Source organism: Secundilactobacillus muriivasis (assembly GCF_054785195.1).
This window is the reverse complement of sequence record NZ_BAABMI010000053.1, coordinates 1-26148: the sequence shown is the minus strand read 5'-3', so window position 1 is coordinate 26148 and position 26148 is coordinate 1. Positions and strand designations below refer to the sequence as shown.

At 44.8% G+C, this 26148-nt stretch carries 31 protein-coding genes and 1 tRNA gene; 24 read left to right on the top strand and 8 right to left on the bottom strand.

Features of this window, described 5'->3' with window-relative positions:
• Nucleotides 1-2: 2 nt before the first annotated feature.
• The 13 genes from ACYVR3_RS12105 to ACYVR3_RS12045 all read left to right on the top strand — a co-directional run bounded on the left by ACYVR3_RS12105 (nt 3) and on the right by ACYVR3_RS12045 (nt 7947).
• Nucleotides 3-356, top strand: coding sequence for a DUF2577 domain-containing protein (locus tag ACYVR3_RS12105; RefSeq protein ID WP_461244452.1), 354 nt, complete (start codon nt 3-5; stop codon nt 354-356).
• Nucleotides 349-771 (top strand): DUF2634 domain-containing protein, encoded by a 423-nt coding sequence (locus ACYVR3_RS12100; protein WP_461244451.1) that lies wholly within the window; start codon nt 349-351, stop codon nt 769-771. The genes ACYVR3_RS12105 and ACYVR3_RS12100 overlap by 8 nt, the downstream gene beginning before the upstream one ends.
• Entirely contained in the window at nt 768-1850 is a 1083-nt protein-coding gene (locus ACYVR3_RS12095; RefSeq protein ID WP_461244450.1) for a baseplate J/gp47 family protein, read from the top strand. The genes ACYVR3_RS12100 and ACYVR3_RS12095 overlap by 4 nt, the downstream gene beginning before the upstream one ends.
• 55 nt (nt 1851-1905) lie before the next feature.
• Nucleotides 1906-2436 (top strand): putative phage tail protein, encoded by a 531-nt coding sequence (locus tag ACYVR3_RS12090; protein WP_461244449.1) that lies wholly within the window; start codon nt 1906-1908, stop codon nt 2434-2436.
• Between the two features lie 3 nt (nt 2437-2439).
• On the top strand, nt 2440-4218 hold the full coding sequence (locus tag ACYVR3_RS12085) for a hypothetical protein (protein WP_461244448.1): 1779 nt from the start codon (nt 2440-2442) through the stop codon (nt 4216-4218).
• A gap of 13 nt (nt 4219-4231) precedes the next feature.
• Nucleotides 4232-4591 (top strand): hypothetical protein, encoded by a 360-nt coding sequence (locus ACYVR3_RS12080; RefSeq protein WP_461244447.1) that lies wholly within the window; start codon nt 4232-4234, stop codon nt 4589-4591.
• Nucleotides 4591-4833, top strand: coding sequence for an XkdX family protein (locus ACYVR3_RS12075; protein WP_461244446.1), 243 nt, complete (start codon nt 4591-4593; stop codon nt 4831-4833). Before ACYVR3_RS12080 ends, ACYVR3_RS12075 begins: the two co-directional genes overlap by 1 nt.
• A 14-nt stretch (nt 4834-4847) precedes the next feature.
• On the top strand, nt 4848-5240 hold the full coding sequence (locus ACYVR3_RS12070) for a hypothetical protein (protein ID WP_461244445.1): 393 nt from the start codon (nt 4848-4850) through the stop codon (nt 5238-5240).
• Between the two features lie 187 nt (nt 5241-5427).
• Entirely contained in the window at nt 5428-5712 is a 285-nt protein-coding gene (locus ACYVR3_RS12065; protein ID WP_461244444.1) for a holin, read from the top strand.
• On the top strand, nt 5709-6671 hold the full coding sequence (locus tag ACYVR3_RS12060; protein ID WP_461244443.1) for a DUF5776 domain-containing protein: 963 nt from the start codon (nt 5709-5711) through the stop codon (nt 6669-6671). Before ACYVR3_RS12065 ends, ACYVR3_RS12060 begins: the two co-directional genes overlap by 4 nt.
• Before the next feature lie 410 nt (nt 6672-7081).
• Entirely contained in the window at nt 7082-7306 is a 225-nt protein-coding gene (locus ACYVR3_RS12055; protein WP_054734753.1) for a hypothetical protein, read from the top strand.
• Nucleotides 7287-7598 carry a hypothetical protein gene (locus ACYVR3_RS12050; RefSeq protein ID WP_461244442.1) on the top strand — a complete coding sequence of 104 codons (312 nt, stop codon included), beginning with the start codon at nt 7287-7289 and terminating at the stop codon, nt 7596-7598. Before ACYVR3_RS12055 ends, ACYVR3_RS12050 begins: the two co-directional genes overlap by 20 nt.
• 79 nt (nt 7599-7677) lie before the next feature.
• Entirely contained in the window at nt 7678-7947 is a 270-nt protein-coding gene (locus ACYVR3_RS12045) for a hypothetical protein (RefSeq protein ID WP_461244441.1), read from the top strand.
• A 128-nt stretch (nt 7948-8075) separates the two neighbouring features.
• Here ACYVR3_RS12045 and ACYVR3_RS12040 read toward each other — a convergent pair whose 3' ends face one another.
• Nucleotides 8076-8315, bottom strand: a complete 240-nt coding sequence (locus ACYVR3_RS12040) for a hypothetical protein (RefSeq protein ID WP_461244440.1) — start codon at nt 8313-8315, stop codon at nt 8076-8078.
• Between the two features lie 275 nt (nt 8316-8590).
• Here ACYVR3_RS12040 and asnB point away from each other — a divergent pair, with 275 nt between their 5' ends.
• From asnB to ACYVR3_RS12020, 4 genes are all read left to right on the top strand, one after another.
• Complete coding sequence (asnB, locus tag ACYVR3_RS12035) at nt 8591-10492, top strand: asparagine synthase (glutamine-hydrolyzing) (protein WP_057151730.1); 1902 nt, start codon at nt 8591-8593, stop codon at nt 10490-10492.
• 231 nt (nt 10493-10723) lie between these two features.
• Entirely contained in the window at nt 10724-12262 is a 1539-nt protein-coding gene (locus tag ACYVR3_RS12030; protein ID WP_461244468.1) for a UDP-N-acetylmuramoyl-L-alanyl-D-glutamate--2,6-diaminopimelate ligase, read from the top strand.
• 1 nt (nt 12263) lies between these two features.
• Nucleotides 12264-13517, top strand: coding sequence for a carboxylate--amine ligase (locus tag ACYVR3_RS12025; RefSeq protein WP_461244439.1), 1254 nt, complete (start codon nt 12264-12266; stop codon nt 13515-13517).
• 6 nt (nt 13518-13523) lie between these two features.
• Nucleotides 13524-14243, top strand: a complete 720-nt coding sequence (locus ACYVR3_RS12020) for an aspartate/glutamate racemase family protein (protein WP_461244438.1) — start codon at nt 13524-13526, stop codon at nt 14241-14243.
• A gap of 95 nt (nt 14244-14338) precedes the next feature.
• Here ACYVR3_RS12020 and ACYVR3_RS12015 read toward each other — a convergent pair whose 3' ends face one another.
• The gene (locus ACYVR3_RS12015; RefSeq protein ID WP_461244437.1) at nt 14339-14686 is read right to left on the bottom strand and encodes a DUF1516 family protein; all 348 of its coding nucleotides are present in this window, start codon (nt 14684-14686) and stop codon (nt 14339-14341) included.
• Nucleotides 14687-15000: 314 nt separating this feature from the next.
• Between ACYVR3_RS12015 and ACYVR3_RS12010 the strand changes: the two genes are divergently transcribed.
• The 3 genes from ACYVR3_RS12010 (at nt 15001) to ACYVR3_RS12000 (ending at nt 16873) form a co-directional block, all read left to right on the top strand.
• On the top strand, nt 15001-15228 hold the full coding sequence (locus ACYVR3_RS12010; protein WP_054734769.1) for a hypothetical protein: 228 nt from the start codon (nt 15001-15003) through the stop codon (nt 15226-15228).
• A 133-nt stretch (nt 15229-15361) separates the two neighbouring features.
• Nucleotides 15362-15432: transfer RNA gene (locus tag ACYVR3_RS12005), tRNA-Gly, on the top strand.
• Nucleotides 15433-15691: 259 nt separating this feature from the next.
• Complete coding sequence (locus ACYVR3_RS12000) at nt 15692-16873, top strand: oxidoreductase (protein ID WP_461244436.1); 1182 nt, start codon at nt 15692-15694, stop codon at nt 16871-16873.
• A gap of 51 nt (nt 16874-16924) precedes the next feature.
• On the opposite strand, the gene ACYVR3_RS11995 is transcribed toward ACYVR3_RS12000, so the two are convergent.
• The gene (locus ACYVR3_RS11995) at nt 16925-17896 is read right to left on the bottom strand and encodes a LysR family transcriptional regulator (RefSeq protein WP_461244435.1); all 972 of its coding nucleotides are present in this window, start codon (nt 17894-17896) and stop codon (nt 16925-16927) included.
• A gap of 288 nt (nt 17897-18184) precedes the next feature.
• Between ACYVR3_RS11995 and ACYVR3_RS11990 the strand changes: the two genes are divergently transcribed.
• The 3 genes from ACYVR3_RS11990 (at nt 18185) to ACYVR3_RS11980 (ending at nt 21119) form a co-directional block, all read left to right on the top strand.
• On the top strand, nt 18185-18733 hold the full coding sequence (locus ACYVR3_RS11990) for a DUF7679 family protein (protein WP_461244434.1): 549 nt from the start codon (nt 18185-18187) through the stop codon (nt 18731-18733).
• A 192-nt stretch (nt 18734-18925) separates the two neighbouring features.
• Nucleotides 18926-20113: an RNA polymerase sigma factor gene (locus tag ACYVR3_RS11985; RefSeq protein WP_461244433.1), complete on the top strand. Its 1188-nt coding sequence runs from the start codon at nt 18926-18928 to the stop codon at nt 20111-20113.
• Nucleotides 20114-20459: 346 nt separating this feature from the next.
• Entirely contained in the window at nt 20460-21119 is a 660-nt protein-coding gene (locus ACYVR3_RS11980) for an EAL domain-containing protein (RefSeq protein WP_461244432.1), read from the top strand.
• Between the two features lie 133 nt (nt 21120-21252).
• On the opposite strand, the gene ACYVR3_RS11975 is transcribed toward ACYVR3_RS11980, so the two are convergent.
• The 4 genes from ACYVR3_RS11975 to ACYVR3_RS11960 all read right to left on the bottom strand — a co-directional run bounded on the left by ACYVR3_RS11975 (nt 21253) and on the right by ACYVR3_RS11960 (nt 24632).
• Nucleotides 21253-21837, bottom strand: coding sequence for a TMEM175 family protein (locus ACYVR3_RS11975; protein WP_461244431.1), 585 nt, complete (start codon nt 21835-21837; stop codon nt 21253-21255).
• Nucleotides 21838-22029: 192 nt separating this feature from the next.
• Nucleotides 22030-22842 carry an alpha/beta hydrolase fold domain-containing protein gene (locus ACYVR3_RS11970; protein WP_461244430.1) on the bottom strand — a complete coding sequence of 271 codons (813 nt, stop codon included), beginning with the start codon at nt 22840-22842 and terminating at the stop codon, nt 22030-22032.
• Between the two features lie 70 nt (nt 22843-22912).
• A complete protein-coding gene (locus ACYVR3_RS11965) occupies nt 22913-23632 on the bottom strand; it encodes a hypothetical protein (protein ID WP_461244429.1) in 720 nt (239 codons plus the stop codon).
• A gap of 286 nt (nt 23633-23918) precedes the next feature.
• Nucleotides 23919-24632 carry a hypothetical protein gene (locus ACYVR3_RS11960; protein ID WP_461244428.1) on the bottom strand — a complete coding sequence of 238 codons (714 nt, stop codon included), beginning with the start codon at nt 24630-24632 and terminating at the stop codon, nt 23919-23921.
• 180 nt (nt 24633-24812) lie between these two features.
• On the opposite strand from ACYVR3_RS11960, the gene ACYVR3_RS11955 reads away from it, so the two are divergent.
• A complete protein-coding gene (locus ACYVR3_RS11955; RefSeq protein ID WP_461244427.1) occupies nt 24813-25142 on the top strand; it encodes a thioredoxin family protein in 330 nt (109 codons plus the stop codon).
• Nucleotides 25143-25272: 130 nt separating this feature from the next.
• Here the strand turns inward: ACYVR3_RS11955 and ACYVR3_RS11950 are convergent, their stop codons facing one another.
• Nucleotides 25273-25941: an EAL domain-containing protein gene (locus ACYVR3_RS11950; protein ID WP_461244426.1), complete on the bottom strand. Its 669-nt coding sequence runs from the start codon at nt 25939-25941 to the stop codon at nt 25273-25275.
• Nucleotides 25942-26148 lie beyond the last annotated feature (207 nt).

Below are 26148 nucleotides of genomic sequence, written 5' to 3'. Positions count from 1 at the left end.
TTATGGCTGGAGAACGAATGCTTGGCATGATGAAAGCTCGCGGTGGGAACAATTCGGACTATGCGGATATCGTTTTCGGGACGGTCGTTTCAACCTCGCCGCTTAAAATTCAGATTTCCAACCAGATGACGTTGACCGATGCGTTCTTAATTTTAGGACGATATGTAACCAAGCATAAAGAGAAAGTTACCTATAAGGATTGGAAAAGTGACAGCGAAGTGACCCGCAAAGATGAAGAAGTCATTGTGGACGACTCACTAGAAATTGGTGACGGGGTGGCCATGATCCGCATGGATGGTGGCCAACAGTACTATGTATTTGAAAAAACAGCGGAAGAAGGTGACGTAGATGGATGACGAAACAGGGGTAGATGGTCTAGAAGTCGTTGATACAGTGGCTAGTGAACTGGAAGAGGAAACTCTCCCCACACTCACTTACCACGTTAAGAACGGCCGAATTTTAGAGATGACGGACGGTCGAGAAGCGATGGTTCAAGTCGTTGATAAGATTCTAAAGACTGATCGTTTTACCTACCCAATTTACGATGAACAGTATGGCAATGACTTCAGTGAGTTGTTCGGCAAAGACTTCGAATATGCGAAAGTAGAAGTACAACGGATGCTCGAAGAAGCGTTGTTTGCAGATGAACGGGTGACGGATGTCGTTGTGGATGATATTCAACAGACGGGGCCAACTGCACTCACTGTAACTGGGACCGTCACAACCATCTATGGAGACCTTCCCGTAGAAAGTGAGGTGGCAATCAAGTGAATCCAACTGAATTAATCGCACAAATTGAAGCTCAAGATTTCGATTATTGGCTAGATGAGATGCTTAACCAGGTACCCGATAATGTGGATAAACGTGAAGGTTCCATCATCTACGATGCGTTGGCACCCGCTGCAATGCAACTGGCTATTCAGTCATTAAATCAAGCTAACTCGTTGCGTCAGACGTTTCCACAAACAGCCGAAGGAGAATTTCTGGATTGGCATGCGGAATCAAAAGGCACAACAAGACAGCCAGCAACCTTTTCGAAAGTAACGGCTAAATTTTTAGATTCTGATAACAAACCGATTAATAACGTTGAAGTAACGGATCGTTTTGCCAGCATTGGCGACGACCCGTTTTTCTATACAGTTGCGGAAGTCAATGGTAATGGGACTGGGCTATTACGTGCCGAATTATCTGGGACTGGCCCGAATCGATACATCGGTCAAATTCTGCCGGTTACACCGAATGATAGTCTGAGTTGGGCTGAAATTACTGAAATATCAGTGCCGGCACGTGATAGCGAAGATGATGAGCACTTGCGAGCACGTATCATGTCTAGCGATTCTTATATCGCCTATGGTGGCAACATCGCTGATTACCAAGACATGCTTAGCCGTATTGAAACGGTAGGAGCTGGTCAGATTTATCCATCATGGCAAGGTGGGGGCACGGTCAAACTAGTTATCCTGAATAACGACTATCAGCCTGCTAGCAGTGAGCTGATTGAGCAGGTACAAGAAGCTGTCGACCCTAGCCCACAAGGCTCTGGATATGGCCTGGCACCGATTGACCATGTGGTCACTGTTGTGGCACCAGAGAAATTGTTGGTGAACATTGCTACGCATGTAACAGTCCAATCAGATATGACAATTTTAGCCGTGAAAGACAAGATTAACGCTGCAATTGAAGATTACTTCAACGAACAACGTCGAGTTTGGAATCAAGTCAATAACGTGACTGGTCGAGGATACTCGCTAACAATTTACTGCTCGCAGTTGTTGAGCAAGATTATGGCGGTACCAGGTGTTGTTAACGCAACATTGCCTAAGCTCAACAATGTGGACGGAGACGTTTAAATGCGTTTTACAAACGAGGTATCACAATTACCGATTGTTGGTGAGGTGACGCTTGATGCTTAAGGATTTTATGCCAGATTATTATGCTGACGTACGTGAGATGGAAGCATTGCTTAACTCAGAACAACATTCGTTCGACGAGTTCGATAATCTGATTCAGCGTTGGCTGATGAATCATTTCGTCATGCAGGCAGATTCCCAAGGACTAGCAATCTATGAAGATATGCTCAAGATTCCAACCGATTACAGTAAGTCGTTGGAAACTCGACGGTACGACATTCTGCTGAGGTTGTTGCCACCGAGACCCATTACTTTTAAGTACTTTCAAAGCTTAATCAAGTCATTCAATATTCCCGCAAATGTCCAGCGAGACGTTCAGGAACAAGTTATTTCGACGTTCAGCGAAAGAGATGACATCACAGATAGCCAGTTAGATTGGCTCAAGTATCTGTTAAATGTGTATTTACCGGTTAACATGGCATATCAAATTAATATCAATTCAGAGGCGAGATCGGAGTTGCCAATGAAATTAAACTCGGTCACGCAGTTGTTCAGTGAGACAACCGTGAGACCAAAGGAGGTATAGCAAGTGTCAAAATATAACGATACATTACTCACGACTGCTGGTCAGGCTTTGGCAACTCGGGCTGCTAACGGCAGTGCTAAATTTTCCATTACACGTGCAGTTGGGAGTAAAACAGACTTAAGCGGCAAGACTGATGCCGAGTTAGTCGCTCTGACTTCATTGCCAGATGAGACGCAAGTGGCACAGATTGTGGCACAAGTTGATGACCCCGACGGCAGTACAGGTATTACTGGTACGCAAGTCACCTTCCAAAACAAAAACGAAGGTGCTTCAATCGATGAAGGATATACGTTAAATACGATTGGCTTATTTGCAAAAGAAGAGGGTAGCGACAAAGAAACCCTGTACGCCCTAACCACAGCAGATGAGGCGGATTATATCCCGGATTTTGCTGACAACGTATTTTACAAATTCACGATTACGATTTATGTCGTGGTTGGGCAGAAAGCTAACGTCACCGTTGCGATCGATGTGACCGGTACGGCTTCGATTGAGTACGTGGATAGCGCAGTTGCCAAGGCTATGCAAAACTTGCCAAAAGACATCGCTCGCACCGGCGTAGACAACAAGTTCACGGGTGCCAATGACTTCCAGAAAGCCACCGTAAAAGGCGTTAACGTGGCTACCGCGGCGGATGTGGACAATAAAGTAAATGTGTCTGATATGCGTAAACCGGCCAGTGATGTAGCGGGTATCGAAGAAGTTAACGCTAAACAAGACAAAATTAGTTACACACCTGCTGATGATAGCAAGGTTGTCCATGATAATCATAATGGTACAATTCAAGTAAATGGAGTTTCTTTTACTCCGGCAGTGCTAGATTCTGCAGCAGGAAAAAATTCTCAGCCAATCAATACAGATGTAGATACTTTGGTTAAACCCGGATTATATTATGTTTCTGGAAGCGCTCCTAACAATCCTTTTAAAGCGCTTATAATGCTGGAAAATAAAATACAATATGATTGGAACCACTTTGAAGAAATTCAGATAGCATATTCATTAGAAAATAAGTCCGGAATAGCGGTTAGGTCTGTAAACCCAAATGGTGGATTAACAGGGTTCACTCATGCGTTACCGTGGGTATTTTTATCCGACGATTCCAAAGTTGCTCACCTATCTGGAGCAAACAATTTCGACACCGTACCAACAGTCAACAATAATCCGTTACTACTAGCAAGCAGTTTACCATCAACGCTTGCCGATACTACTAAGTTATCTAATTTTACTGCTGGGCTTCAAAAAGGTGGGGTAGATGTTGCCACAACCGCAGATGTTACAACCGCCGTTAGCACCGCTACGGCTAACATGGTTGACTCTACTAAAGCCACAAACTTCACGGCCGGATTAAAGTCAGGAGGTGTCGATGTCGCAACCGCGGCTGATTTAAAAAGTATTGAAGCAAGCGCTTGGCGTCAGCTAGATAATAAATATATCACTCCTGCTAGTGGATATACTTTAGCCCCGTATACTAATATTCTGTACAAGATAGATGATAGTAATCACAAGCTATATTTATCTGGGTCAATAGCGCTGACCACGGGTACTTCTTCTGATTATAATATCCCAGTCACCATTCAACTTGGAAGTATCATTAAGTCGGTGGAAAATTTAGCAGTGTCATATCTCGGATATGGTGACACTAACTACCTTTGGTCACTTATTCATCCTGCCCAAAGTGGAACGGATTTAACGTTTCTTATTGTAAAAGGGATTGCAAGTATTATAGCAACTACGGGTACGACAGGAGGACTTGCCTATGTCACCTATGATGAATTAGTTTAGAAAGGAAGATTATATGTTTATTTATATCACTTATGATACAGATGGTTTCATCACGGCGTACCAGAATACCGAGGCAGACGGTTTTACCAAGGTATTTATTCTAGATTCATGGATTACCCAGTTTTCTCAACATTCAGACAAATTCCGATATGATAAGGATAAAAATGTGGTGCTCAATCCGGGTAACTTGCCAGACTTATCCCTTGATGAGTTGAATACCAAGTATTCCAGTGTGTTGGAAACTAGTCAGCAAGCGGTTAACTCAGCCACTACCTTAGCACAACAGCAAACAGTATCTGCAACGAGTATCAATCAGTTACAGCAATCAATTACAGCACTTGCACTCAGTCAATCAGCAAAGGGGACAGCATAATGGTTCAAATTTATACATGGGCATATCAAGATTGGAAGACAATCACTAAGGAAACGTTAGCAACAGTTGTGGGATTACCAGACGGGATTACTGCTGACGATTACAAGACTATCACCGGCGATGATTATGTAGCACCAACAACTCAAGCAACGACCAGCACCGCACCGGTAGCCTCTACAAGTGATTCAGTGGCGAGTTCGTTAAGCGAGTCGACCTCCACAAGCGAATCAGTTGCTCAATAAGGAGGGTGCTTTAAATGAAGCAATTTCTGGAGCACTACAAAAAGAATCAGGGCTGGTTCTGGATGGCGATTGAAACCTACGCGGTGGCATTGGTCTTCATCGTACAAGCTGGTTTCTTTGATATTAAACCACCCGGTCACACGGTGATCGGTATGATGGACGACCCCGCAATTATTTTTGGCATTGCGGTTATCGGGACGTTCACACTGACGTATTCGGTATGGGACTTTCATTGGTTCTACGCCCGGCCTATTATGATTGGGTTATTGACATTAGTGTGGTCAGCGGCGTTTATTGCCTTCTTAATTCACGACATGGAAATGGGGCTGTTGATTAGCCCTGGATCAGTTTTGGCAGGAGGTGTAGTTTGTCGCATCGTTTCGTATGCATTTACAGGAGATGAATAGCCATCAATGACAAGATCATTACTGCGATTCTCTCAGCTATCTCCGCCATTGCGGTAGGGTACGTACCTGTGTGGGTAGCCCGGATTAATTCCGGTCAGCCAACTAAGAAAGAGGAGATTGAGCAATTAAAACGGGAAAATAAACGATTAAAGGAAGAAGTTAAAAAACTAAAGAGAGGTGATTAAGCGTGGATTATATCCAACAGCTTAACCTAGGAACGACCGGGGAATTAATGATCACTATTCTGGTCGTCTTTGTTTTGGCTCAGGCCGTAAAAAAAACGAAGGTTGATAACAAATGGCTGCCGTGGATTTCAATGGGGATTGGCATGGTGGCGGGTGTGGTTTCTGTTGCAGTCACCAAGGATACCAATTGGCTCCCGGGTGGTTTGATGGGGTTGCTAGTCGGCGGCTTTACTTCAGGACTGTTTGACGGGTTCAAAGGATTCAACGTTAAGGAGGATAAGAAATGAGCTACAAGCTAATTACTACCTACGCACTGAGTGGTAGTCAGGGGTCACAGTACAAGACCACTGGCCGTATGATTGTAGTGCATTCCACCGCTAATATCGGTGCCAGTGCAGAGAACAACGCGTCATACGAGAAACGTGAGTGGAAGAATACGGAAGCTTACGTGCATTTTATTGCTGGCGATGGTGTGGTATATAGCGTTGGTGCAACCGGCTACCAAGCATGGGGAGCTGGTGGGACCGCCAACGCTTTAGCACCGGTACAAATTGAAATGGAAGAGACCAACGATCACGCCAAGTTTATGCGAATCGTGCAGACTACGGCCGAACTGGTTCGAGATATGGCGAAGAAGTACAACGTGCCACTAACACTAAATGCTGACAGTACGACTGGCATTAAGACTCATCGATGGTGTGCACGACGCTGGGGTGAGACTTCCCATACGGATCCAGAGACTTACTTTAGTCGAATGGGGTACAGTGATGCCCAGTTCGCTAAAGCGATTACTGGGGCTTCCACAGCCAAGCCCGCTAAACCGGAATACTTCGACTGGCGCGCCGTGTGGATGTACACACTTCAAACGATCAAGGCATACAAGTCGGCTACTGACGTTGGCACCGGTAAAAACGTCGCTAAGAGCTACCCCAAGGGTACCAAATTAGAAACCAAGCAGTTAGTTGGCCATCGGTTCCAGTTGACTAATGGTCTGTGGGTGACGGCTAACAAAGCGTACATCAACAATCTTTACTACACACCCGGAAGCAAGGTAAAAGTGGTTGAGTCGGTTGGCGGCACATACCGTTATAGCGATTTGGCGTTGACTAAGAAAGGCGCCGGTTACAGTAAAGGTACTCAGTTTGATGTTGAAAAGGTGGTCAAGTACGGCCATACCAGTCGGATTTTGTTGGGGAATGGTAAGTACATTTCAGGTAGTAAGTTGATTAATAAGTTTGTTGAGTAGCATTCGAACTCATCAAAGCTCACTCAAGCTCATCAATCTGGTATAATCAGTTGAACACGATCATCACGGAAAGGCCTCTCATTCCTTATTGGAGTGGGAGGCCTTTTTTTGTATATTAAATCTTTTTTTCGTATACTGAATATGTAAACCCGCCTAGGTTTTGTGGCACAAAAGTGGCACAAAACCACTTTGTAACTCTATAAATACTGTTATATCAATCCTAATGCTATGTGACTTCGAATCCTGCTCGGGGCATAATTAACATACCGAATCAATGACTCATTAAAGCTTTGCTAATTAAGTTTAGTGAGCTTTTTTGTGTCTTCAGGACGATCAATAACAATCGTTTGACTTGATTATTCCCCCAATTCGACTTATTCTCAACATAATTAATTTGGAGGTGTCAAACAATGGAACTAACAGCGACGGACTACAACATTTTAGACGCGATTGCAACGGGTAAGGTTGAACCGGGGACCAGTCCAAGTTACTTTGTGGATTACTGTGATAACGTGATTGGTGGCGATCCAAAGCCCTTGATTGCCGCAGGGTATATTGATGCTGGTCACTTTATTAACGGCTTGACCGAAAAGGGTAAACAGGCGTTAGCAAACCGTGATCAACCATCAGCTTGATTTTTCACACCTAGAAGACGTTCGTGGACAAATTCAACGGATTTTCAAGCACTGGCAATCTCGAATTGAGCAGGTTGAACTGGGCGCCCGAAAGCGACAAGATTTTGCTCAGGTCAACACGGTGACGCGGTTGTTGCGACACGAAATCCAACGTTATTATCAGGCCAATCAACTGATTTCGCGCTCATTGCCACTGGCAAATCGCCGGTTACAGAAACGCTTTTTGCAGGCGTTGCGCGAACTGTCTGAATCGTGTCCGTGCCGACAAAAGCGTTGGCCTATGATGATTTAGTTGGCTTTAAAGCCAACCTGTTTGTTGCACAACAGTTTGTGCTAACGGCACGATAGATAAAAGTAGGAGAGGATGTTTCGTGCGAGTATTGATTAGTGATGTGCGTGAGTTAACGCTTGATGATCGAGCTGCTGAAATTGAGCAATTTCTGGCTAAAATCGGTTATCAAATTAGTGAGGCTTCAGCAACGACGATTACGCTAGCAAATGATCATACATCGGTGACGGCTAGCGTGCCAGTTGTGCTTCAGCGTTATGACCGAGATCATTTTTTAAGCGTGACGGCTGCGGATGGTGAGCAGTTTGATTTGCCTTACGTGAAACAGCCTCAAAACCGGGTGCGGTTTTGAGGCTGTTTTTTGAGATTGGAAATTTACAGGTGGAGAACTGCGCGTGAGGCAATTAGCAAAAGCCGAGAACGGCGACTTGCTATTGATTGGCCCTTACGCTTTGTTCTCTAAATGCTTCATTTCACACACTAAACTTCTTTTGATACCTGATACGCCTTAGAATCATCACCATTTTCATTTTGGTGACTGATTTCGTTATCGGCTAAAAAGATGTCGAACGCTTTATTATCAACGCCTTTAACGACCAGAACGTGGCCGTCTTGCACGTGGTTAGCTTCCCGATAGATCTGGGCTGTTCTCACAGCTTCATCGTAATCGTGGAAGTTTCCAATTGAATCACCGGGGTTGAAGAAAATTAAATTATCCATTGTCATCCCTCCATTTCGTGTTCACTTTTATTATACAGCATTTGGGGTTTGAATAATATCGTAGCGCTTTCATTTGGCGACACTTAAAGAAAACGTTATGCTAGTACATGTTTAGTAGTATTGTGCGCCATTTTTTGCTAAAATAAAGCATGTTTTTGATTACGGGTCGATCGACCACGCGTCGTCGGCAAGGATCACGCACCGTAATCACAGAAGGCGCACCGAGACCTTCGACAATGTAAGCGTAAATAGCAGGATAAAAAGGGGATATCAACATGTGTGGATTCGTTGGTTATGTTAACCAATCAGGCGTTCCAAGTGATACGATCGTAAAAATGGCGAACCGGATTCGTCACCGGGGACCCGATGATGAGGCTTACTTTAGTGATGACAAGGCTACGATGGGCTTCCGTCGGTTGTCAATTATTGACCTTGCTCACGGTAAGCAACCAATGTATAACCAAGACCAAACCAAAGTTTTAACCTTTAACGGTGAAATTTATAACTACCAAGATATTCGGAAGGAATTACAAGACCTCGGTTACGAATTCCGGACTGACGTGGATTCAGAAGTCCTGATTCACGGTTACGATGCTTGGGGAGCTGACCTGCTACAAAAGTTGCGGGGCATGTACGCTTTCGTCATCTATGATTCAAAGACCGGTGACGTCTTTGGCGCCCGTGACCACTTTGGTATCAAGCCATTGTACTACTACGATGACGGCGATACGTTCCTGTGGGCTTCCGAAATTAAAGCCTTCTTGGAACACCCAAAGTTCAACAAAGAATTTAACAAGGATCTGTTGGCCATTCACTTGAGTTTTGAATTTATCCCTTCAAAGGATACGATGTTCAAAAACGTGTTCAAGTTATTGCCAGGTCACTACTTCCTGCACCACAATGGTCAAACTGAGACCCATGAATATTATCGGTTCAACTACGACCATATCGATGAAAACCAAACGATCGAAGAAGACGCCAAGAAGATTCGCAAGATCGTGGACGAATCAGTTGACGCGCATATGATCGCCGATGTTGAAGTTGGGAGTTTCCTGTCAAGCGGGATCGATTCCAGCTACGTCTTGAACGAAGCGGCCAAGTTAAAGCCAATTCAATCATTCTCGTTAGGGTTTAATGATTCAAAATACAGTGAATTGAGCTGGTCAACCGAATTTGCCAAGGAAATCAAGCAACAAAACACCCCTCTGACCATGACGGGTGACGATTACTTTGACATCCTACCAACCATCATGTACTACATGGACGAACCACTGTCTAACCCATCAGCTATGCAACTTTACTACCTCTCAAAGGGGACCCGCGAACACGTGAAGGTTGCCTTATCTGGTGAAGGGGCCGATGAATTCTTCGGTGGCTACAACACCTACCTTGAAGCCAAGCCATTTGAAACCTACCAAAAGTGGGTCCCAGCTGGCATTCGCCGGTTGCTTGGCGCAGCTGTGGTTAACCTACCACGGTTCCACGGTCGTCGGTTCCTCGTTCGTGGGGCGCAACCATTGAGCGAACGTTACTACCGGGTCAACTACGTCTTTGATTACCATGATCGTGACCGAATCTTAAAGGATCCAAGCTTGAACATGGATGCCGGGGCTTACACGAAGCACATCTTTGATGATGTTAAGGGTAAGGATGAGATGACTCAGATGCAGTATTTTGACATCAACACCTGGTTACCTTACGACATCTTGCACAAGGCCGATCGGATGAGTATGTGTAACTCATTGGAAGTTCGGACGCCATTGGTTGATAAAGAAGTTGCTAAGTTTGCAGCCACGATGCCAATCAAGACGCGGATTCGCGGGACTGAAACCAAGGTTTCACTGCGGACGGCCGCACTTTCTGAGCTCCCAGAACGGGTTGCTAAGAAGGAAAAGTTAGGTTTCCCATCACCAATCGCTTCTTGGATCAAAGAAGACAAGTACCGGACTCGGATCGAAGAGGCCTTCACCTCTGACGTTGCCAAGAAGTTCTTTAACACGGATGCGTTACTTGAAATCTTACAAGAACACATTAATGGTAAGTCTAGCATGCAAAAGATCTTTACCATTTACACCTTTATCTTGTGGTACCAAGTTTACTTTCCAGAAGACACTTCAGCGGATACGGTAAGTAAGGTTCGTCGCACGGACATCGATAAGATTCCAGTTGCTAACTAGAGCCTAGTTAATTGAAACCGGCTTGCACCCGTCAACCCATTTACGGTCGCCGGGCGTAAGCCGGTTTCTTTTTTCGAGCAAACGTGAAATAATGGAGTGTGCGCTAAGTAGGTGATTTGCCTACGCAACGCAATCGAGTTAGCACTTATTGGGGCTAACGAAAGCACTGTTGTTGGGGTCGTCATGAACGGCGACCTAACGAAACAGCATTTAGGAGATGAATCAAAGCCAATGTCACTTGATATGACCCAAGCGTTGACTTTATTAAACGAACATCAATTACTCATTCAAACGACGCAACCAGCGTCTACGCAAACGTTCCAACACGTGACCTACGATTCTCGACAGGTCACCGCTGACACGTTGTTCTTTTGCAAAGGTAATTTTAAACCCGCTTATTTGGCGAGTGCCAAGGCAGCGGGGGCAACAGCCTACGTTGCTGAAACCGCGTATGACGAAGCGGGCGCTGGCCTGACTGGCATTATTGTGACTAATATTCAAAAGGCGATGGCGTTGTTGGGGGCGGCCTTTTACGGTTATCCGCAAAACGACCTCTTTATCATTGCCTTTACGGGCACTAAGGGGAAGACAACCTCGTCGTACTTCACTTATCACATTGAAAAACAACATACCGACGATCACGTGGCGTTATTTTCAACGATTGACCGTATTGTCGGCAACGCACCAGCGGATAAGTTTAAGTCAGATTTAACCACCCCAGAATCGTTGGACCTATTTCACGATATGCGGGCAGCTGTTGACAATGGCATGACTCACCTCGTGATGGAAGTTTCCTCTCAGGCGTACAAAAAAAATCGGGTGTACGGGCTGACCTTTGACGTCGGAATCTTTTTAAACATCACACCAGATCACATTGGTGAAAATGAACACCCAACCTTTGCGGATTATCTGCATTGTAAAGAACAGTTACTGGTGAACTCCCGGACGTGCATCATTAACGCCGAGACTGCCCAATTACTGGATGTTTACCAAACGGCGAAGGCAACGACTGAGCCGGAACAAATCTACCTGTACGCACGTGAGGGGGCTGAGTTGGCACTGCCACTCGACCTTGACGTCACGTTTAAGAACGTGAATGAGGACCTTCACCAAAGTGATTTTGCGGTGACGGCCTTATCCGATAAAGCTAAAGCACTAGCGCTTGATGAAACCTACGAACTGCACGTGCCAGGGGACTACAACGAAAGTAACGCTGTTAGTGCCATTATGGCAGGGGCGTTATCAGGGGCTCAGTCAACTGAAATCAAACAAGCATTGGTCGATGTTCACGTCCCTGGTCGGATGGAAATGGTCACGAGTCCTGATCACGGTACAATTTACATCGATTATGCACATAACTATGCAAGTTTAAAGGCATTGCTGCAATTCTTACACCAACAGACCCACGCCGGTAAAGTGATTGTTGTGATCGGCAGTACTGGTAACAAGGGTGTTAGCCGTCGTGAAGGCTTTGGTAAAGCGCTTAGTGAAGAAGCTGACGTGGCTATTTTAACGACGGATGATCCCGGTTATGAAGACCCTAAAGTGATTGCGGACGCCATCGACGCCCATATTGATCACGACCGGGTTGCGGTTCAGTTTGTGATGGATCGCCAAACGGCCATTGAAACGGCCATTAACATGAGTACCCCAGACGACATCGTGGTGCTGGCCGGGAAGGGTGAGGACGCCTACCAAAAGGTAAATGGTGTCAACACGCCGTACCCAACCGATGTCACGATTGCGAAAAATGCTGTGAAGGAGCTTTAACATGCAACAAACACCAGAATTTACCCCGATTTTATTGGGAAGTGATTTTAACGTCTACGGAATGGCACGTTCACTGTACCAACTCTATCACCGTCCCGTTAAGGCAATTGCCTCGATTCAACTGGCACCAACGCGTTACACGAAGGTCGTCGATCTGGAATTGATCGACGGGTTCAGTGAGGATCCCGTTTGGATCGATAGCATGCGCAAAATCAAGGAGCGTTACCGCGACCACAAAGAACCAGTAATTTTGATTGGTTGTGGTGATGGTTACGCAGAATTGATTGCGAAGCACAAGGATGAGTTATCAGACGTCTTTGTTTGCCCGTACATTGATTATGATTTATTGAAGCATTTGAACAACAAGGAACGCTTCTACGAAATTTGTGATCAATACGGGTTGCCATACCCGGCAACGCGGACGATTTCAAAGGACCAACACGACAGCCAAACGGTGGTTGATCAGCCGTTTGATTACCCGGTTGCGTTGAAGCCAGCTGATTCTGTTGCTTGGTTGGATGTGCACTTTGAAGGCCGAAAGAAGGCTTTCCGGATCCAATCACGGGCTGAGTTCGATAAAATCTTGGATGCCTCATACGCTAACGGGTATACCGGCGACTTCATCCTCCAAGACTTTATTCCTGGTGATGACAGCAACATGCGGGTGTTGAACGCCTACGTTGACCAACACCACCACGTGAAGATGATGTGCCTGGGACACCCATTGTTGGAAGATCCAGCACCATCCGCTATCGGAAACTACGTCGCCATCTTGCCGGAATATAACGAGGCCATCTACCAGCAGATCAAGACGTTCTTGGAAGCCATCGACTTCACAGGTTATGCTAACTTTGATATGAAATACGACTCACGGGACAACACGTTCAAGTTGTTTGAAATCAACCTTCGTCAAGGTCGGAGCAGTTTCTTCGTCACGCTGAATGGCTATAACTTGGCCGACTGGGTCGTTAAAGACTACGTCAAACAAGATTTAGCCGATCAACCAACGGTGTACGGCAACCAAGATGAATCAAAGCACGCACTTTGGCTTGGGGTTCCCGTGAAGGTCTTCAAGAAGTATGCGCGTGAAAACGCCGATAAGGAACGGGCTTTGAAGCTGATTGCGGCTCATCGTTACGGCACGACTTACGAATACAGTGAGGATATGAACCTTAAGCGTTGGGCATTGATTAAATGGATGAACCATAACTACACGAAAAACTTTGACCGTTACTTCGCTGAAAACAAAGGGTGATGCGAGATGGAACACTTTTTTACGATTATTGGTGGTATGGGGACTATGGCAACCGAAAGTTACGTGCATCAGCTTAACCTTCGCACACCAGCCCATCAGGATCAGGACTATTTAAATTACATTCTAGTCAATCACGCCACGGTGCCAGACCGAACAGCGTATATTATGGACCACGGCCAGCCGAACCCGGAACCGGTGTTACAGGCCGACTTCAAGCAACAAAGCGCGTTAGGACCCGATTTTTTCGCGTTGCCGTGTAATACAGCCCATTACTTCTACGACGCGTTGACGGCGGTGACGGATATTCCGATTCTGCACATGCCAAGAGAAGCTGTGGCTGAGATCAAGTCCAAGTATCCAGCAGCCAAAAAGGTGGGCATTGTTGCCACTCAGGGCACGATTGAAGACCACATTTATGATGAAGAAATCATGGCGGCCGGCTACGAATTTCTACGGCCAAGTAAGGCTGTTCAAGCCAAAACCAATCATTTAATTTATGATGACATCAAGGATAACGATCACGTTGATCGTGAGCTCTTTCACGGCCTTGTCCAACAGATGTTTGATGAGAGTGGTGCGGATGTTGTGATCCTTGGCTGTACGGAACTTTCCTTAGCTCAGGAACGCGAACCCATCACGAATATGCCGATTGTCGATGCACAGTCGGTCTTGGTGGATCGTTCCTTGGCGTTGGCGTTGAAGGCGCGAGGAAAAGCTGAGCTATAGAGCAGACCAACACATCAAAATTCACAGACAAATAAAGCGGGTATCAAGCGTCGCACAAGTGCGAACGTCTGATACCCGCTTTATTTGTCTGTGAATTAGATTGATTGCAACGTTAACCAAATCCCTAATGCGGCAGTTAAGAGCACTAAAATCATGAAACCAGTCAACCACCGTTTTGAGAGGGACCGCTCCTGTTTACGCCCAAAAGTGAGTTCAATTAAAATCACCACGAACACTTCGAGCAGGGCCTTAAAGCTGACCAGCATTGGCGCGTGTTGGAAGGTACGGATCACTAAGACCACACCACTAATGAGTAGCGAGAGGTAAACTAATCGATTAAGAATCAAAAATTGGGCAATTCGTTTTTCTGAATGGCGACTCAGGCCAATGATCGTGAACGGAATTAATAGAATTAAACTAATAAAGTGAATGAGAAGCCACATGACAGTCACGTCCTTGAAATCAGTTGTTGGCAGCGCTGGTCGCTACCGGTTTAAATTAAGTGTACCATGTTCGATCGGTTAGCGACGACTGGCTTTGGTGGAACACAGAAATTATTTAACTTTTTAGACAATGTTTGAAACTAGTAACTAGAACCGTGTCTAATAAAATTGAAAAAGTGCGATTAAAACCCGAGATAGCCAGTTTAAGTAAGCGATTACACAAAATAATTTTAAAAACCCTTAAAAATCCTTGTATTCTCAAGTTGAATTTGGTATTATCTTTCTCATCATGTTAAGTGGAGGACACACAACCAATGGCAGAAGAACACAAGATTGGCGATTACGTAAAGGGCAAAAAGTTCGGTTCCTTTGAGCACGATTTCGAAGGCGAAATTGAGAAGGTTTATGAAAACTCAGTACTCATTCATATTCTTAGTTTTGATCCAGAAGATCGAATTCTGGTTGGTGAACTTAACAACCGGGCAATCGTCCGGAAAGACGATGCGCAACCAGCAAAACCCGCTAAGGTTAAGGCTGAATAAACCGCGCATCGAGTTCAGATATAACTAGTCATTTCAGCAACGGAAACCATCTTTTCTGAAAAAAACTCATTTTTATGCAAAAAAGGGCTGACAAAGTGCGGTTTATATGATAAGATTATTTCTGTTGTTAATTGCGGGTGTAGTTTAGTGGTAAAATCCAAGCTTCCCAAGCTTGTGTCGCGGGTCCGATTCCCGTCACCCGCTTAAGTGAATTGCATCGGGTATCTTAAATGAAAGTCTGCTAACTTCAAGTTAGCGGGCTTTTTTGTTTTATGCAGCAAAATTCAGCAAAGAAGTTGTTTGCTAAAATTGGCCGGTTTGTTTCGAAGATAGCGCGATCGTTAGTTCAGAGATGCCAATTAAGTGTTGAGTATATTTGAACACACTGGCAAGTTTTTCGAAATTCCCACAGCACATGTGAAAAGATATACTTGAAGTATCAAATATATGGAGGCTTATGAATATGAAAAAACTCACCGATACAGTCACTTTTAGACATGGTGCAACGATTGATACGCGAATTGCTCAATCACCAATGCTGTCCAGTAGTGGTGTGGACGAAAAGGTTAGTCAAGATATGATTGACTATTACGGCGCACGTTCTAAATCGGCCGGCATGGTTATCGTAGAATACACGAGTGTTAGCCTAAATGGGGGACCATCACGTTCTTCATCAACTGATCGACAACAGTTGGCTATCTACAATGATGATTTCAAACCTGGATTGAAACGGGTTGCTGATGAACTTAAAAAAGATGGTAATAAGGCAATTTTGCAACTGGTTCATTCTGGGCGTGAAGCTAAACAACGTTATGAATTAGGCGGTCGGGTCGATGTACCAACAAAGATGGACTTCCCTTGGATCGATTATCCACTGCATGAATTAACGGAAGACGAAGTGTGGGATATCGTTCATGATTTTGGCGCTGCCACAAAGCGGGCCATTGATTGTGGATTTGATGGGATCGAACTTCACGGTGCCAATCATTATCTGCTTCAAGAGTTTTTCTCCGCATACTCCAATAAACGGACCGATTTCTGGGGTGGAAACTTAACTAACCGGATGAATTTTGCAATCGAAGTTGCACGAGAAGTCTTCAAAGTCGTTAAAGTGTATGCCCCAGATGACTTTATCGTTGGTTATCGAATCAGTCCGGACGAAATTCATGGTGAAAACATTGGTTATACCTGGCATGAGTCACAACAACTAGTTGAACAATTGACTGAATTATTTGACTTTGACTATATCCACTTATCAACTTTAGATTACACCAAGACACCAACTGATTCTGATCAGAATTTTGCCCAGTTGTTAGGTGCTAAAGTGAAAGCACCAACTTTACTCATGATTGCTGGTGGGATCAATACGGTTGCAAAGATGAATGATGCCTTGAAGGATGTTGATATTGTGGCGCTAGGCCGAGCAACCCTGATCGATCCTCAAATTGCTGAAAAAATCAAAACAGGGCATGCCGATGATATTTTCTTGGAATTCACCGAAAAATCTGTTGCTGCCGCTCATCTGACGCCGGGTTTACTGAAGACAATGACGATTGGCAACCTCTTCACTGTCCGTGGTATGGATTATCTTAGAAAGCTGCTTGAAGTTAAGCAGGGTGATGCTGCAAGCTCCGCAGCGAAATGATTTACTTTTATAATAAAAAGAATGCCTCATAGCAAGGGCATTCTTTTTTTGTTAGTGATTAAGGCTATCGATTAAATGACGCGCTTGTTCTGGAAAAACATGATCCGGATTAGTCAGCCAACCTAGAACAAAAGCGTCGTCAATAATACTACTGATATCGATCCAGTTTAAGTCGGAAAATTCGTCAGTATTTGACATCGTATCTTCAGAAATCAAACCAAAACAAACGGTATTTAGTTGAGTAACTACCTGTGCCATTGCCCACGTGTCATCAACTCGTGTTACCAGCGATAGTGGACCACTTTGAGCTTGTAGCTGACCAAATAATTGATTATCAAATTCATCGCTAAATAGGCTGAATTTTTGGTCTTTTAGATCATCTAGAGTCATTGGGCGCCCTAAATGATTGAGGGGATTTTCGGGTGAACATTTGAGAACCAGCTTACTTGTACTGACCGGTGTAAATTTTAAATGAGCAATCGCATTATTGGAAAAGGTGTTGAGTGCTACGAACCCGGCATCGATTTTTTGTTCGGTCACCTGCTGAACAATTGAACTGAATGCTCGGCGTCTGATATCAAGCTGTAGCTGAGAATACTGATTTAAGTAACCTTTAACGAAAGTGTTAATGACGGCTTTTGGAATACTATTCATGTATTGAATCGAGACGTACTGATTTTTTCGAAAATCGGCTACGACTGAGGCGGTACTTTCAAGCTGATTTTTATAATGAAGAATATTCGAGATCGACGAGAGTAACTGACAGCCTTCCGTTGTCAATTTAGTACCATTGGCTGATTTATCAAATAGTTGAACACCAAGTTCTGATTCTAGCTGACTAATGGCAATGCTTAACCCTGACTTACTGATATGTAATGCATCTGCAGCTTTTTGCATTGACTTATGATGTGCTAAAACCTCAGCGTAGCGTAATTGTTCAAAATTCATTACGGGATCAACTCCATTTTGTGACAGAATATTAAAAACACTTCTTAAATTTGTATGGACAATTAATTGTATCATAGAGAAACGACCCCTAATGTATAAAACGACTTAATCATGTTATCTAAACCGGCATGTGACATATTGAGTTCACCAAAACGGGTTTGGTGTATCTAGGTAAAATTACTTCTAAGTGATTCATTACCAATTGATTTTATGCAAACAGTGTAATCGTAAAACTTTGAAAATGATCATCCATGCCATGAAAAGATCCCCAGAACCTATTTTCAATAACCAAAGCCGGAATTGTATGATAAAATGGTCGATAATCAAAACGATTATCAATCAGTAGATTAGGGGGCGTGTTGTATGACAGACTATCTTTGGTGTGTAACGGTTCAGCGGACAGATGGGAGTTTGTTGAATTACCGATTATCAGATGATTTACAATTCGGCTTAAACATTGATCCAAAGGGGCAACGGCATTTAACCACGGCGTTGATCGTCATTCCCTTGGCACCGTACCTATATGATCATCCGGGAATGGCGGATGATGTCCTACCACCATATGGCGTGGGGCAAGTCCAACGAATCTTTCAAGTTTCTCGAGAAGTGGCTGGCGATTGGGTGCCAACGCGAAGTCAGTTTATTGGTGATAATGCGTGGCATACAGCGGCATTCACTTCGGTTGAAGGGTACCTGAAGCACGATTATCGAGACGAAGATCGGTTGCGAATTGCTGAAGATATTCAGTACTGGCAGTCGCAGGTCAAGCACCGGCCGTTTCATCAAAGTTGCGGATTGCGAAAAGCTACGAATCGAAGCATTGAAGCGCATTTAGCGCGGGTGAGTCAACGGCGAACGATTGCTGATCAGTCTGAATGGCAGCTTGCTCAGGTGGAGGTACCATCGGTTTAAGGTGACCTTTTAATAGCCCAATGAATGTAATCGCTAACAAAAAAGCGAACTGGTGTGTTTCTGAACACCGGTTTTTTTGTCCAAATTGGTGTACCCACTCAGTCGTTCAGTCAAACGAGATGTTCGCTTGTTATATGAAGTTAATCTGTGATAATGTGCAAAAACGCAAGTGAACGGAGTGGCAAAGAACGCATGCAAATTGCATTGATCGAACGACAAACACCAAATGATGGCCGTTACTTATATTTAGTGGGCTGGCCGGTGTTAAAACTGACTGACCGTCAGCTGACGGTAATGGCGAAAGTGACGAACTTAGTGGTCGGCATCACGTGTAACGCTCGGGAACAGGTCCAGATTGCCTTTTCTGAAACTAAACCATTGATTCTAGGTACCGGTAAGATCAATCGAATTGGGCACAAACCAGCAGAACTGACGGATGTCGATTGGTTAATGGAATTAGGTTATCCATCACTGCCCAAAATCGACCAACCGATGCCAGCGCAGTTAATCATGACTTGCCAACAGTTGACCGAAATTCCGGCACGGTACATTGTGGTTGATTGTGAGTTTGGCAGCTACTACCGCACACAGCAAGCCGGTAGCGACCAACTATTACAGCAGGTGACGGTTGATGGCGTTAATCAGAGTATTTTTCAAATTAGTGCGTTGGGGTTTGCGGATGGGCACCGAACGACGACTTATCTCAACCGGTATTTGGATAATTCGCATTTTTCGGCTGCTCAAACGCTGATTGGATTACAAAAGACGGGCCTCTCGTTAGCTGAGTATCGGCGTGAAGCGGCCATTATCGATGTTTTGCGAGCGGTAATTGAGGTCGTGCTGCAGCCTGGCCTGCCACTGGTGTTTTGGAATCAGGCGAACGATTTAAAGTACCTGATCAACTTATTCACGGTACACTATGATGCCTTCAATGCAGCCGAACAAGCCGTTTTGAAACAACCGCTGCAGGTATTCGATGGCTCTCAATATATGAGTGATGTGATCAATCGAAGTAACGTTGGCCGCCAAAATAATCACTATGATTTACCGTTAAGCGGGGTTGCTGGTCTGTTGAACGTGATCAATCCAACGCCGCATGATGCGCTTTGGGATGCACTCACGACCCACGAGGTGATTCGGAGATTACGAGACGTTCGGGCTAAACAAGTCTTACGTTTGACTGAGCCACAGCCGTTAGTAACTGAATCGTCGAATCAGACCGCGGATCACGCTACCGAACAGGCGCCCCAACTTGCACATCGAATTGATCAGCAGCAAGTTCTGGAATTGCGTGCAACGGGGCGGACTTACAGGCAGATTGCGATGGCGTGTGGGATTAGCGTGAGTACGGCGTGGCAAATCGTTAAGTCTTCCAAATGATGTCGCCAATTTGAAGCGAGGAAAATGCTGGTGAGTACAAAATGAGTAATTTTTGATTATTTAACTATTAAAATAAGTGTGTAAAGTTGTTTTTACAAGATTTCGTTCTAACAATTTACAAAAAAGTTCACTATTTTGAGACGCACAACGGGTGTGTCATCATTCATTTTGACGTATAATAATAGAGGTACCTTGTGGCCAATTGGAGGAGTACTGGCGCACACGGTCAGTCGGCGTTGATCACCACAGCCACTCAAGGTGATGAGTGACTGTACGCAAACGTCGACTACAAGTTTGGTAATGTCGTTGAGGACGTTAACCAATGAATTGTTAGGGGGATAAGCAAATGTATCGATACTTTGTTCAAGCACAATTAGACCACTTTACCGGTTCATTGTACGGGTATGAATTTATCATCCGTGAATATGATGCGGGTAATTGGGTTGCACCACTTGATTATAGTAAAATCATTGTCGGGATTCAGGCGATTTTGTTAAAGCTAACAGCCCAGAAGTTAGCGTTGAAGGTTAACTTTGTGTCATTTAACCTGTCGCCAGAACAGATTTTGAATCCGGCAATGGCAACCACCTTATTTAACTTACAGCCAGAATTGTTACCCGTTAAATTTGTCGTTGAATTGGACACGACAACGTTAACTGATGACGTTGATATGGCCCAGTTGACCGCTCAACTCAAAACGTATACCGAACACGGCATCGAGTTGAGTTTGGATGGCGTTTCGCTTAACCAAACCAACATTGCCAATGTGGCAACGTTATTGCCATTAGCCCAAGAAGTGAAGTTCCACATGGCCGATTTCCGCGATCTTCAAACCGATCCTGAATTAGAAACCCGGTTTCAAGCTTGGCAAACTGAGGTTCAAGACTACAATTTACGCTACGTTGCGACCGGGGTTCAAACCGCAGAAGACGAAGCGTTGTTGGATGACCACGAGATTGCATTGCGGCAAGGTGACTACTATGGGAAACCACATGAGATTCAATAACTGCACAGCAAAGAAGCACTGCAAGCACGCCAAAGTGGGTGTTCGCAGTGCTTTTTATATTGTAGAAGAAAGTGTGGATTTTTAATTGATGCGGCTTTCACACTGTCTTCTAACCGATTCGCACCGCACGCTGTTATACAACTTGATCACTATCCGGGCTAGTATGCAGTGCCATATAGACCAATTCACCCAGTGTTGCAATCAGACAGGCTGGTGGGAAAAAGTAGACCAGCACCGCTAAAATCGCCGTAAACGTGGGTAATTGCCAACTGTTCATAAACCGGTATGGTGGCATGGCGGCTAATTTTTCAGCAACCGAGGTACCACGGTGTTCGGCAATCAGTACGCGAGTTAACCACCAATAAGCGATGCTCCAGATGAAGAAAACGCCGAGGTAAAAGTATTCGGGACCTCGTTCATTTAGATACTCACCGGCCCAAGCGGTAGCGACTGGTAGGAACGACATCGCCAGTAACCAGGCGTTATTGACCCAATAAACTCGCTTGGTTAAGTGGGTCGCAATGGCGAACATGTAGTGGTGGTTGTACCAAGCAACGCCAACGAAGAGAAAACTGACAATGTAAGCAAATAAATAGGGCGCATCAGCGATAATTGCTGAAAATGCAGGTGATGTTGGGGTTTTGAACTCCAATACCATAATGGTCATGATAATGGCGACAACAGCATCGGTAAATGCTTCAACACGGGAATGGTTCACTATTATTCTCCTCCAAAGAATGATTTAGTGTCCTTATCATACATCGAGGTGTCATTGTTGAAAAGGTAGGCGGATGAGGTTCCTTTCTCGGTTTTGTGGACGAATGACGATTGTTGATTGCGCAGCAGTATAAAAACGCCCTCCAGAATACCACAGCATGGTATCCAAGAGGGCCGAAATGATTTGATAACCTTATTCAGTTGCTAATCGTGGTTTGGGACGTTGATCAACCAAATAGGTGGCTAAAAACGCGGTGATCTGTGGGAAAATATCGTCTAAGTATCCTTTAGCGTGGCGGTTGCCTGATAACACATTGAGCACAAAAGGAACTTGGGCAACGGTTAACGCGTCAGCCAATTTTAAAACACCACTCGTTGGGACGAATTCCGCTAGTGAGTTGGCTAAAAAAAGTGGTCCCGTAGTAGCATTGATTCGGTGGACAGGGGTAGCCGCTCTCAGTTCATCAGTCCGTTGGTTAAAGTAGTTTAAAACGAACCACTTGTAGAAAGCGTCATTACTGCCGGTTTGATTGATGGCCGCGCTAGCTTGTTGATTAAAGCGGTCCAAATCACCTGGAGCGGCCTCAACGGCTTGGTGTTGTGTCAGCCAGTCATCGATATCTAAGATGCCAGATAGCGACACTGCAGGCACGCCATAGCGAATCGCCAGTTCAACTGCCATGTTACCACCAGCGGAAGATCCCACCACACCAATTGGCATTTGATTAAAGTCGCTGGTGGCAATCCAAGTCATCAACGTGTCCATGTCGCGCAACGGCTCAGGATAGAAAACTTGAGGGGTTAGCCGGTAGTTTGGTACCAAAACTTCATAACCGAGTTGCGCAAGTCGAGTGGCCCAATCCGCGTCCTTGTCTTTGTCGCCGCGAAACCAACCGCCACCGTGGATGTCAATTAAAAGTCCGAGGTAGGGTTGGGCATCATCATGATAGGCATTCAAAAATAAGTGATTGTTTGCGTCGTACTCCAATTCAGTTTTGTGTAACATGTTGTCACCTCCAAAGGGTTTTGGGGTGAGTATTACCGAAAAACTAGTCAAAGTCAATTAGTCCGACTCGTCACGATAACCGGATAAGCTGTTCGTTTAGTCGGGCGTATTTGCGGAAAATAATCGTGGCGACCTGTCCGGCAATGACGAGCGCATCTTGCCGCTCGTCTGCGCTGAAGTATCGGGTGAGATGGCTGATTAACCGAAGCTGATCAGGCGTAGCTGTTGATGACGTGGCATCGGTTTGGACCGTCAGATACAGGTGCCAGAGTGCGGCCAGATAACCTCGAATTTCGGGCACCGTTTGACTGTCCTTCAAACTGGCCTGAATCAACGGGTATAAGGCTTTTGCATCCGGTACCACCGGTTCATTGATCACTGCGTTGCGCTGATAACGAGTTCGCCGAAGGGTTAGGCCAGTCTCGTGAATAATTTGTGTCATTTGCGCGAGAATTTGGGCCTCAGTCATGTCTTGCTGTGGATTAGCGGCTAATTGTGTTTGTCTGGCCAGTGTTTGAATCGCTAAAACTGCGTCATGTTGCGTTTCGAAAACGTGCGTTAAGTTGACCAGAATCGGTTGATCAGGATGGGCTAGTGCAATCGCGTTGCAATAAGTCGCTTGATTTCTAGTGATTGTGTGATCTGAAACCAACTGTATCTGAATGATGCCAGTCGTGTAAAGATCCGGCGAGAGCGGTGTCTGACGAATCTGAGCATAAACAACCGTTTTGACGACAAAGAGCACTTGGTGCTGCTTGTATGCGGTTGGAATAAATTGTGAATCAAGCAAGTCCATCATCTCCAGTCGATTCAAAATAGATATTAATGCTATTTTAACATTTTATTCAGTAAAATGGAGAAAATGTTGCATATATTTCACTATTTTTAGTTATTTTGCATAATTATTGAAAATGTTATAACGGAATATGGTCATTTTTTGAAGGTGTTATAACTGAAATCGGTTTCAAATTGAGTCGAAATCGAATTTGATAACCCCGGTTAGTGCTGGTCAGTTAAAAAAGACACCATTACCGATGGCGCATCAGTCGGTAATCAGTGACTTTAGTTGAGGGAAGTTATTGTCTGAGCTGTTGTGCAAGTGCTGGATCGGTTTTGAAAATTAGTTGTGTGATTTGAATGAGTGTGCGGCTAAATTCGTAATGGTCGGCGTTAGGGTATAGTCGGTGAAGAATGTTGGCCAGTCGACAGTCTGTATCGGTTTCGAGATAACAATCCGCAACGTGTAGTAAACTTTGAAGATTGTCCAGATGGCTGATCACTTTTGCGATGGTCGAAGGTGTCTGTCCGTGCGTTAAACCAGCTTGAATGATTGGTAGGATGGGTTGAATTGCGCGAACTTGAGACTGCGCGTTATCAAAACCACGATAGGGAAGTTGGAGACCGTGTTGCATCATTAATTGCGCGACTCGGTTTGCCCAACGTTGGGTCAAATCGGGGTTAATTGGCAACGGGGCGATAAGCGCAGCAAGTTGATGTTCACGCGCAGCATTTCGTTGAAATCGCTGCAACAAGTTTTGAAGGAGGTGATCACGATCTTGAAAAAGTTGGCGCCGGTCGATGATGATTTCAATCGTGGTCGTTTCGGGCCGAATCGTAATCAGTTGTTGGTCAGTTGAAACGACATGGCAGACTGTGACAGTGGTAATGACCTTGTGCGGATGCTGAATCGGTAGCGGTAATAATGTAACTTGCTGAGCGCGGTTGCCGTGTACCCAGAGCAGGGGGCGATGTTGCGAAAAAGCCGTGTTAATTTCAAACGTTGTCAGCATGGCGCACCTCCCGGATCGAAATTGGATTCTATGATTAGTATAGTCGGGTTTGTTAGGGCTGTCTATTTCAAAGTGAAACGATAAACGGCGTCTGAACGACGATCAGTTGCATTTGAAACCCAAAGCGACTAAAATAAATCACTAACAAATTGTAACCAGATTGAATCAGGAGGTGGTTTGATGACAGTTGGTATCAAAGCGATTCAAGATGAATCATATGCGACTGAAACCCAGACCGGGGTGGTGGTCGTTGACTTTCGGTCGGATTTTTGTCCGGGCTGTACGACGATGGATCATATTTTAACCCAGTTGGCACAAACGGAACAGTTTGGGTCACAAGTTAAGTTTACGAGTCTGACAGTTAATCGGCAGCCTCAAGTTGCGCGACTAATTGGGGTTCAGAGTACGCCAACGATGTTGATCAAAAAAGATGGCCAGATCGTTGATGCTGTTATTGGCCCTCGTTCACTGGGGGAAATTAGAGCGAAACTAGCACGCCACCTCGCGTAGTATTACATAACGGGTAAGGTTAGTCCTCGCCTAAACCATTAAATAAGCGCCCAAACTCCGAAACCGGAATTTGGGCGCTTACTTTTGTAAGTGATTTTTATAATTGTTAGAAAGTCATTCTGAAATCTAATTAGCGGACCTCAGGAAACAGGTGCGGTTTACCGTAATAGTAACCTTGGCGCAACTGCAACCCTAATTGATCGAGTAATACTTCATCAGCGGCGTTTTCGATGCCTTCGACAACAAGTTGCACGTGGTAAAAGTTGGCGACCCGTTGCCAATAGGCCAACTGACTGGGAATCTCAGCTTCACGGTGGGCCCGACGAAAGTTCTGCATGGCAAACTTAATTTCATCGACTTCAGCCAGGAGGTGCCGAATCTTGGCTAACACATTACCGCCACTTTCAATATCATCAAGGCTAATTTGAATGCCGTGATGGTGGTATAACGCAATTTGGCGACGCAACTGCTCCGGCGTTGCTGTACAATCCTGCGCTTCTTCCGTTACTTCAATCATCAGGTGAAGGGGTGAAATGGCCACTTGAATGGCAATCAGTTGCGCCGTCATGTCCGCATCCAAAAACTGCGTTCGGTTGACATTGAAGGCGACTGTTGGAATTTTTAATTTAAGCTGGTCTGCGATACCTAATAAGAGGTCGGTTTGGACGTCTGCAGCGATATCAGAAAAGTTAACCGGCAGTCCCCAGTGATCACCTTGATATTCACGAATTAATAGCTCGTAGCCAAAAAGTGATTGCGTACCCTGGTTAAACTGTGGTTGAACAAAATACCGATACATGCACTAAACTCCGTTTCTAAAACGACCCGCAATGAGGTCACTGACCTTCGTGTTGAAACAAGACAAGCCTTACAATAACACACTTGCAAATAAAGGTAAATACAATTCCCGAATTATATACCAAATATATTCCTGAATTATTCATACCTTTCAAAAAAGTCGTCAGTTTTCATGTTTTTCAAAAACTGACGGCTTTTGATCTTGCTT

Excerpts from the sequence above, each read along its gene's own strand:
- ACYVR3_RS12105 (WP_461244452.1), top strand. The coding sequence starts at position 3 with ATGGCTGGAGAACGAATGCTTGGCATGATGAAAGCTCGCGGTGGGAAC.
- ACYVR3_RS12100 (WP_461244451.1), top strand. The coding sequence starts at position 349 with ATGGATGACGAAACAGGGGTAGATGGTCTAGAAGTCGTTGATACAGTG.
- ACYVR3_RS12090 (WP_461244449.1), top strand. The coding sequence starts at position 1,906 with ATGCTTAAGGATTTTATGCCAGATTATTATGCTGACGTACGTGAGATG.
- ACYVR3_RS12080 (WP_461244447.1), top strand. The coding sequence starts at position 4,232 with ATGTTTATTTATATCACTTATGATACAGATGGTTTCATCACGGCGTAC.
- ACYVR3_RS12075 (WP_461244446.1), top strand. The coding sequence starts at position 4,591 with ATGGTTCAAATTTATACATGGGCATATCAAGATTGGAAGACAATCACT.
- ACYVR3_RS12070 (WP_461244445.1), top strand. The coding sequence starts at position 4,848 with ATGAAGCAATTTCTGGAGCACTACAAAAAGAATCAGGGCTGGTTCTGG.
- ACYVR3_RS12060 (WP_461244443.1), top strand. The coding sequence starts at position 5,709 with ATGAGCTACAAGCTAATTACTACCTACGCACTGAGTGGTAGTCAGGGG.
- ACYVR3_RS12055 (WP_054734753.1), top strand. The coding sequence starts at position 7,082 with ATGGAACTAACAGCGACGGACTACAACATTTTAGACGCGATTGCAACG.
- ACYVR3_RS12040 (WP_461244440.1), bottom strand. The coding sequence starts at position 8,315 with ATGGATAATTTAATTTTCTTCAACCCCGGTGATTCAATTGGAAACTTC.
- asnB (WP_057151730.1), top strand. The coding sequence starts at position 8,591 with ATGTGTGGATTCGTTGGTTATGTTAACCAATCAGGCGTTCCAAGTGAT.
- ACYVR3_RS12030 (WP_461244468.1), top strand. The coding sequence starts at position 10,724 with ATGTCACTTGATATGACCCAAGCGTTGACTTTATTAAACGAACATCAA.
- ACYVR3_RS12025 (WP_461244439.1), top strand. The coding sequence starts at position 12,264 with ATGCAACAAACACCAGAATTTACCCCGATTTTATTGGGAAGTGATTTT.
- ACYVR3_RS12020 (WP_461244438.1), top strand. The coding sequence starts at position 13,524 with ATGGAACACTTTTTTACGATTATTGGTGGTATGGGGACTATGGCAACC.
- ACYVR3_RS12015 (WP_461244437.1), bottom strand. The coding sequence starts at position 14,686 with ATGTGGCTTCTCATTCACTTTATTAGTTTAATTCTATTAATTCCGTTC.
- ACYVR3_RS12010 (WP_054734769.1), top strand. The coding sequence starts at position 15,001 with ATGGCAGAAGAACACAAGATTGGCGATTACGTAAAGGGCAAAAAGTTC.
- ACYVR3_RS12000 (WP_461244436.1), top strand. The coding sequence starts at position 15,692 with ATGAAAAAACTCACCGATACAGTCACTTTTAGACATGGTGCAACGATT.
- ACYVR3_RS11995 (WP_461244435.1), bottom strand. The coding sequence starts at position 17,896 with ATGATACAATTAATTGTCCATACAAATTTAAGAAGTGTTTTTAATATT.
- ACYVR3_RS11990 (WP_461244434.1), top strand. The coding sequence starts at position 18,185 with ATGACAGACTATCTTTGGTGTGTAACGGTTCAGCGGACAGATGGGAGT.
- ACYVR3_RS11985 (WP_461244433.1), top strand. The coding sequence starts at position 18,926 with ATGCAAATTGCATTGATCGAACGACAAACACCAAATGATGGCCGTTAC.
- ACYVR3_RS11980 (WP_461244432.1), top strand. The coding sequence starts at position 20,460 with ATGTATCGATACTTTGTTCAAGCACAATTAGACCACTTTACCGGTTCA.
- ACYVR3_RS11970 (WP_461244430.1), bottom strand. The coding sequence starts at position 22,842 with ATGTTACACAAAACTGAATTGGAGTACGACGCAAACAATCACTTATTT.
- ACYVR3_RS11960 (WP_461244428.1), bottom strand. The coding sequence starts at position 24,632 with ATGCTGACAACGTTTGAAATTAACACGGCTTTTTCGCAACATCGCCCC.
- ACYVR3_RS11955 (WP_461244427.1), top strand. The coding sequence starts at position 24,813 with ATGACAGTTGGTATCAAAGCGATTCAAGATGAATCATATGCGACTGAA.
- ACYVR3_RS11950 (WP_461244426.1), bottom strand. The coding sequence starts at position 25,941 with ATGTATCGGTATTTTGTTCAACCACAGTTTAACCAGGGTACGCAATCA.